Source organism: Aeromonas sp. PrichA-15, from assembly GCF_017939245.1.
GTDB classification, from domain to species: Bacteria; Pseudomonadota; Gammaproteobacteria; order Enterobacterales; family Aeromonadaceae; genus Aeromonas; species Aeromonas caviae.
Genome location: NZ_JAGKRH010000084.1, coordinates 1 through 6,097 on the forward strand (window position 1 = coordinate 1; position 6,097 = coordinate 6,097).

Below are 6,097 nucleotides of genomic sequence, written 5' to 3' on the forward strand. Positions count from 1 at the left end.
CCCTTGAGGGTCCTAAAGGGCCGTTGGAGACCACAACGTTGATAGGTGGGGTGTGTAAGCGTAGCGATACGTTGAGCTAACCCATACTAATTACCCGTGAGGCTTAACCATACAACACCCAAGAAGTGTTTCTGGCCTTGTAGCAAATGAGCGAACTACTAACTAATTCAGTGGTGATGACAAAGCAAAGTAGCGAAGTCGTTATTCACATCAGCTTTCTGGATTAAGATTTTGCCTGGCGGCAATAGCGCAGTGGAACCACCTGACCCCATGCCGAACTCAGAAGTGAAACGCTGTAGCGCCGATGGTAGTGTGGCATTCGCCATGCGAGAGTAGGACACTGCCAGGCACCCAATTTTAGATTACGCATTGAGCGTGGTCTTTACCGGTTAGTGTGCTGATATGGCTCAGTCGGTAGAGCGCATCCTTGGTAAGGATGAGGTCCCCAGTTCGATTCTGGGTATCAGCACCATTTTCAAGCAGTACAGCTTTTGCCTGACGGCAATAGCGCCGTGGAACCACCTGATCCCATGCCGAACTCAGAAGTGAAACGCGGTAGCGCCGATGGTAGTGTGGCATTCGCCATGCGAGAGTAGGACACTGTCAGGCACCTATTCAGAAGAGGCCTCCCATGCGGGAGGCCTTTTTGCATTTCTGTCCCCTCGCTTCAATTCCCTGCTTCTATTTCAGTAAAAATGCTGGGCTATCAAGGGATTGCTCGTTACTCTTTAGCCGTTGCCCGATGAACACGTGATGCTGCCTGCGAGGTATTGATGGCTACGTTGAAGGAAATTGCACAGGAGGCGGGGGTATCGCTTGCTACCGTATCCCGTGTGCTGAACGAGGATCCCAGCCTGAGCGTCAAGGACGAGACCAGGCAGAAGATCTTCGAGATTGCCGAGCGGCTGGAGTACAAGACCAGCAGCGCCCGCAAAGGAGTGCACAAGAGCAAGCTGCAGCTCCTGGCTGTCTACGCCTATCCCCAGAGCACCGAGGTCAACGATCCCTACTATCTGGCCATCCGCTACGGTATCGAGACCCAGTGTACCCGCCTCAACATCGAGCTGGCCCACTGTTACAACGGTGCCGAGGGGCGTGAGCTCTCTACCGTCGATGGCATCCTGGTCATCGGCCATCTGCCGGAAGAACGGCTGGCCGTGCTGCGCGGGCTGTCTGCCCAGCTGGTGTTCGTGGATTGCCGCTCTCAGGGCGATTTTGACTCGATTGATGTGGATCTGGCACTCATCAGCCAGCAGGTAGTGGACTTCTTCATCGCCGAGGGCCATCAGCGCATCGGCTATATCGGTGGCCAGGATGATGGCCCGGATCTGCGGGAACTCGCCTTTCGCGATTATGGCCAGCGGCTTGGGGTGGTGCAGGAGAGCGACCTCTATCGCGGGGATTTCTCCAGCGCTTCCGGCTACAAGCTGGCGAAGGAGATGCTGGCTGGCGACTGGCCCAGGGCACTGTTTGTCGCCTCCGACTCCATCGCCATCGGCGTGCTGCGTGCCATCCACGAGAAGGGACTGGCGATTCCCCAGCAGATCGAGCTTATCAGCGTCAACGATATCCCGACCGCCAAGTTCACCTTCCCGCCGCTCTCCACGGTGCGGATCCACTCCGAGTTGATGGGCTCCCAGGGGGTCAACCTGCTGGTTGAGCGGCTGCGTGACGAGCGGGATATCCCGCTGCGGGTGCTGGTTCCGAGCAAATTGACTCTGCGCGGTACTACACGATAATTTTAGTAAAACATCTATGTTTTTAGTCGCGCCATTTTGCGGTGGCGCAACACATCTCCCAAGCAAATCTCTTTCCCATCTCTTCCAGCAAACTCATATTATATTGTTTTATAATTGATTTAATTACAGTTCAGCCTACTGCTATCAACATCCATGCCACTCATTCATATCTTGCTCTCCTTTATCTCCCGCTTCTGATCTCGCTCACAAAACCATCTGTTCATTGTGTTCAGGTTAAAACTTTACCTATTCAGAACTGATATTTAGTAAATGTTTATCTAGAGTTTACCCAGTTAACGTTGCCTTGTTCCGGGAGGACATGTGAATAACTGGGAAAACGTCCAATTCGTTGGTGAAAACAGGCTGGCTCCGCGCGCCTACTTCTTCTCTTATGCCGACCACGCGCTGGCGGCCACCATGCAGCGCGAGCTGAGCCGCCGTTTTCTGGGCCTTGGCGGTCAGTGGCAGTTCCACTACTTCGACCACCCCCTGCAGGTGCCGGAAGACTTCTATCACAGCCCCATGAGCGGCTGGGACCAGATCACCGTGCCCAACATGTGGCAGATGGAAGGACATGGTCAGCTGCAGTACACCGACGAAGGTTTTCCCTTCCCCATCGACGTGCCCTTCGTGCCGACCAACAACCCCACCGGCGCCTATCAACGCAGCTTCACGCTGAGCCCCGCCTGGGACGGCGAGCAGGTGATCATCAAGTTTGACGGAGTGGAGACCTACTTCGAGGTCTATGTGAATGGCCACTACGTCGGCTTCAGCAAGGGCAGCCGCCTCACCGCCGAGTTCGATATCAGCGCCTACGCCAAGGTTGGCGAGAACCTGCTGTCGGTGCGGGTGATGCAGTGGGCTGACTCTACTTACATCGAAGATCAGGATATGTGGTGGATGGCGGGGATCTTCCGCGACGTCTATCTGGTGGGCAAACCGGCTGCCCATGTGCAGGACTTCTTCATCCGCACCGCGCTGGCCGATGACAATCAAAGCGCCACCCTGAGCTGCGATATCCAGCTGGAGAATCTGGGGGCTGCTGCCCGTGATCACCGTCTGGTCTGGTCGCTGCTGGATCAGGGCAGTGAGATCGCCAGCGGCTCGCTCGATCATCTCGCCATCGATGGCAAGTGTGATTGCCGCTTCACGCTGGATCTGGCCACCCCCCGTCTGTGGAGTGCCGAAGACCCTTACCTCTATCAGCTGCAACTCTCCCTCTACAACGGTCAGGGCGAGCTGCTGGAAGTGATCCCGCAGCGGGTTGGGGTGCGTGAAATCAAGGTCAAGGATGGCCTCTTCTACGTCAACGGCCACTACCTCAAGCTGCACGGGGTGAACCGCCACGACAACGACCACCTCAAGAGCCGTGCGGTCGGCATGGATCGTGTTGAACGCGATATCGTGCTGATGAAGCAGCACAACCTCAACTCGGTGCGCACCGCCCACTACCCGAACGACCCGCGCTTCTATGAGCTGTGCGACCAGTACGGTTTGTTCGTGATGGCGGAGACCGACGTGGAGACCCACGGTTTTGCCAACGTTGGCGATCTCAGCCGCATCACCGACGACCCCTTCTGGGAGCCGGTGTTCGTTGATCGCATCGAGCGCCACGTGCACGCCCAGAAGAACCACCCCTCCATCATCATCTGGTCGCTGGGCAACGAATCCGGTTACGGCTGCAACATCAGAGCCATGTACCAGCGCTGCAAGGCGATCGACCCGACCCGGCTGGTGCACTACGAAGAGGATCGCGATGCCGAGGTGGTGGATGTGGTGAGCACCATGTATTCCCGCGTCTCCCAGATGAACTGCTTCGGCGAGTTCCCGATGGATAAGCCGCGCATCCTCTGCGAATACGCCCATGCCATGGGCAACGGTCCGGGTGGCCTCAGCGAATACCAGCAGGTGTTTGACCGTCATCCCCACATTCAGGGTCACTACATCTGGGAGTGGTGTGATCACGGCATTCTGGATCAGGACGAGCAGGGCCGCCCCGTCTACAAGTACGGCGGCGACTACGGTGACTACCCCAACAACTACAACTTCTGCATGGATGGCCTCATCTATCCGGATCAGACCCCGGGGCCGGGCCTGCGCGAATACAAGCAGGTGATCTGCCCGGTCAAGGTGCGCGCGCTGGATCTGGCGAGCGGCAAGCTGGAAGTGGAAAACCGTTACTGGTTCTCCACTCTCGACGACATCCGTCTGCTGGTCGAAGTGAAGGCCGAGGGCGAACTGCTGGCCAGCCAGCAGATCCGGCTGGAAGGGGTGGCTCCCGGTGCCACCACAGAGTTGCAGCTCGAACTGCCATCCCTCGATGGGCGAGAAACCTTCGTCCAGCTGCGGGTCATCAAGGCCACCGCCACCCGCTACAGCGCGGCGGAGCACGAGCTTGGCCAGTACCAGTTCCAGCTGAAAGAGTCGACTCGCCAGCTGCAGCCCTTTGCCAACCCCAACGCCACTGCGCTGCAGATTACCGACGAGCGCCTCGTGTTGACCTTGAGCGGCAGCGGCTTTGCCCTGCGCTTCTCACGCCTCGATGGCAAGCTGGTGAGCTGGCAGCAGGACGGTATCGAGCTGATTGAGCGCTCGCCACGCCTCACCTTCTTCAAGCCGATGATCGACAACCACAAGCAGGAGTATGAGAGCCTGTGGCACCCGAACCACCTGCAGATCATGCAGGAGCACTTCCGCACCTTAAGCTGGCGTCAGTTGGGTGATGCGGTTGAGGTGGCGGTGGAGAGCCTGATTGCGCCGCCGGTGTTCGACTTCGGCATGCGCTGCCGCTACGTCTACACCCTGAGCCCGAACGGTCAGCTGCACGTGGCGCTCTCTGGTCAGCCTTACGGCGGCTACGACGACATCATCCCCAAGATCGGCTTCGAACTGGGCATTCGTCAGGATCTCGACCGGGTGCACTACTACGGCATGGGACCGGGCGAGAACTATCAGGACAGCCGCCAGAGCAACTGGATCGACAGCTTCAACAGCACAGTCAGCGAGATGTGGGAGCACTACCCCTTCCCGCAGGACAACGGCAACCGTCAGCAGGTGCGCTGGGCGACCCTGACCAACCGCCATGGCGCCGGTCTCTACGTGCGGCCCGATGCCCCCATCAACCTGAGCGTCTGGCCCTACAGCTGGGAGCATATCCACGCGGCGCAGCACATCAACGAGCTGGAACCGAGCGGTTATCTCACCCTCAATCTGGATCACAAGGTACTGGGGCTCGGCTCCAACTCCTGGGGCTCCGAGGTGCTGGACTCCTGGCGGGTGCGATTCGAGCTGTTCAGCTTCGGCCTGACCCTGCTGCCCATCGCCCGTGGCAACCTCAATCCGGCTGCGCTGGCCGGGCTCGATCTCACCATCAACGGCGGGAGGAACCTCGCATGATCACCCTGGACAACCTGACCCTGTTCAAAAACATCTACCGGGAGGGCAAGAAGTGGGGCCGCTGCGTGGAGGCCATCAACAACCTGCCGAACCTCAAGCCCGGCATCTGTCACTCCATCGGTGACTCCCTCACCTATCGCTTGCAGGAGGGGGCCAGCCCGGCCACCTCCCTGTTCGAGGGGCAGCGCCGCTACTTCGACGTCCACTACTACCTGGAAGGGGCAGAGACGGTGGAGTGGGCTGCCAAGAGCGAGCTGGCGGTCGAGCAGGGCTATGACGATACCACCGACCGCGAGTGGCTGGCCGGTGAGGTGCGTGAGCGCCAGAAAGTCGGCAATGGGCAGGTGGTGATCTTCGAGAACGACGAGGCCTACCGCTTCGTCGGCGATGCGCCGGTGCGCAAGGTGATCATCAAGGTCACCGTCGAAGGCGGCTACTTCAAGAACAAATAACAAGCCGCCGGTTCTGCACTGATAAAAGCCGGAAGGGCGGGGCTCACCCTACACATCATGCCCCGCCCTTTCGCGGCAATAACTACAGGTCTGGAGATGCACCATGTCTGATTCCAAACGCAATACGATAGGCAAGTTTGGTCTGCTGTCGCTCACCTTCGCGGCGGTATTCAGCTTCAACAACGTCATCAACAACAACATCGAAATCGGTCTGGCCTCGGCCCCGATGTTCTTTCTGGCCACCCTTTTTTACTTCATTCCGTTTTGCCTGATCATTGCGGAGTTCGTGTCACTGAATAAGAACTCCGAAGCGGGCGTCTATGCCTGGGTGAAGAGCTCCCTCGGCGGTCGCTGGGCCTTCATCTCTAGATTGGCCCCTTGAAGATCCAGACACTTCGCCCCTCTTAACTTAAGAGGTAGTCTTGGAGCTATGTTCAGTACTAGTCACAACGAGAAGATGGTCGAAGTGTTAACAGGGGCCGAGCGCCGTCGACGCCGGACTCCACAAGA

General features: G+C 58.2%; 3 protein-coding genes, 1 tRNA gene, 3 rRNA genes and 1 pseudogene. All 8 read left to right on the forward strand.

Annotated features, from left to right (window positions below; translation table 11 throughout):
- A 23S ribosomal RNA gene (locus J9889_RS12775) occupies positions 1-111 on the forward strand; the annotation flags it as partial.
- 123 nt (positions 112-234) lie between these two features.
- Positions 235-349: ribosomal RNA gene (rrf, locus tag J9889_RS12780) — 5S ribosomal RNA — on the forward strand.
- Between the two features lie 47 nt (positions 350-396).
- Positions 397-472: transfer RNA gene (locus J9889_RS12785), tRNA-Thr, on the forward strand.
- Between the two features lie 22 nt (positions 473-494).
- Positions 495-609, forward strand: a 5S ribosomal RNA gene (gene rrf, locus J9889_RS12790).
- A 164-nt stretch (positions 610-773) separates the two neighbouring features.
- Positions 774-1,739, forward strand: coding sequence for a transcriptional regulator EbgR (gene ebgR, locus J9889_RS12795; RefSeq protein WP_210556898.1), 966 nt, complete (start codon positions 774-776; stop codon positions 1,737-1,739).
- A gap of 321 nt (positions 1,740-2,060) precedes the next feature.
- Positions 2,061-5,135, forward strand: a complete 3,075-nt coding sequence (gene ebgA / locus J9889_RS12800; protein ID WP_210556901.1) for a beta-galactosidase subunit alpha — start codon at positions 2,061-2,063, stop codon at positions 5,133-5,135.
- The gene (locus tag J9889_RS12805) at positions 5,132-5,587 is read left to right on the forward strand and encodes a beta-galactosidase subunit beta (RefSeq protein WP_210556903.1); all 456 of its coding nucleotides are present in this window, start codon (positions 5,132-5,134) and stop codon (positions 5,585-5,587) included. Before ebgA ends, J9889_RS12805 begins: the two co-directional genes overlap by 4 nt.
- Positions 5,588-5,690: 103 nt before the next feature.
- Positions 5,691-5,954 (forward strand): annotated as a pseudogene (locus tag J9889_RS12810) (amino acid permease); the annotation flags it as partial.
- Between the last annotated feature and the right edge of the window lie 143 nt (positions 5,955-6,097).

Bases quoted from the DNA above. Each gene is read 5' to 3' on its own strand.
- ebgR (WP_210556898.1), top strand. From the start codon at position 774: ATGGCTACGTTGAAGGAAATTGCACAGGAGGCGGGGGTATCGCTTGCT.
- J9889_RS12805 (WP_210556903.1), top strand. From the start codon at position 5,132: ATGATCACCCTGGACAACCTGACCCTGTTCAAAAACATCTACCGGGAG.